This window comes from Dietzia sp. CW19 (assembly GCF_014145265.1).
Classification (GTDB): Bacteria; Actinomycetota; Actinomycetes; order Mycobacteriales; family Mycobacteriaceae; genus Dietzia; species Dietzia natronolimnaea.
On the sequence record NZ_JAALEE010000466.1, the window covers coordinates 1 to 1,181 of the forward strand.

Annotated in this window: 1 protein-coding gene; it reads left to right on the forward strand. The window is 70.9% G+C overall.

Annotated elements, in window-relative coordinates:
* Positions 1-1,181: PTS fructose transporter subunit IIC (locus G6021_RS13510; protein WP_182641508.1), on the forward strand; the 1,181-nt coding region annotated here is incomplete at both ends.

A 1,181-nucleotide genomic window follows, 5' to 3' on the forward strand; every position in this document is an offset into this window, starting at 1 on the left:
GGCGGGTCCGGCTCGGACGAGCACTGGGCCCGCGGGCTGCAGCGCGCGGTGATGACCGGCGTGTCCTACATGATCCCGTTCGTCGCCGCCGGCGGCCTGTTGCTGGCGCTGGGGTTCCTGTTCGCCGGGTACGACGTGGCGTTTGTCTGGCAGGAGGTGGCCACCGGGTTCACGTTGACCGACCTGCCCGGCCAGGTCTGGTACCTCGACGGCGAGATCGTCTCCGCCGGGACCGCCGGAGCCGAGATGCTCACCCACGCGGGCCTGCGGTTGTACATCGGCGCCGTGCTGTTCGCGATCGGCCAGGCCGCGATGGGATTCATGATCGCGGTCCTGTCCGGCTACATCGCCTACGGTCTGGCCGACCGCCCGGGCATCGCGCCGGGCTTCGTGGGCGGCGCCCTCTCGGCCACCCTCGGCGCCGGATTCATCGGCGCGCTCGTCACCGGCATCCTCGCCGGCTACCTGGTGCGGTGGATGACCACCTGGAAGACCCCGCGCTGGCTGTCCGGCCTCATGCCGGTGGTGCTGATCCCGCTGCTCGGTTCGCTCGCGATCGGCCTGCTGATGTTCCTGCTACTCGGTCGCCCGTTGGCCTCGCTGACCTCCGCCATGGAGTCGTGGCTGGGCGGGATGAGCGGTTCCTCGGTGATCCTGCTGGGGATCATCCTGGGGCTCATGATGTGCTTCGACCTCGGCGGACCGGTCAACAAGGCCGCGTACACCTTCGCCACCGCCGGACTGGTCGCCGACAACCCGGCCTCGCTCCGGATCATGGCGGCCGTGATGGCCGCAGGCATGGTGCCGCCGCTGGCCATGGGCCTGGCGACGGTCGTCCGCAAGCGGCTGTTCAGTGAGGTCGAGCAGGAGAACGGCCGGGCCGCGTTCCTGCTGGGCGCCAGCTTCATCACCGAGGGCGCGATCCCGTTCGCCGCCGCCGACCCCGTCCGCGTGATCCCGTCCATGATGGCCGGTGGCGCGGTCACCGGAGCGCTCATCATGGCATTCTCGGTGGAGTCGTACGCGCCGCACGGCGGCCTGTTCGTGGTGTTCGCCATCAGCCCGGTGTGGGGTTACCTCGTAGCCATCCTCGCGGGGATGCTGGTCTCGACCACCGCGGTGATCCTGGCCAAGAGCGCCCGCCGCGATCCCGCCCCCGTCGCGGCACCGGCGCCCGCCGC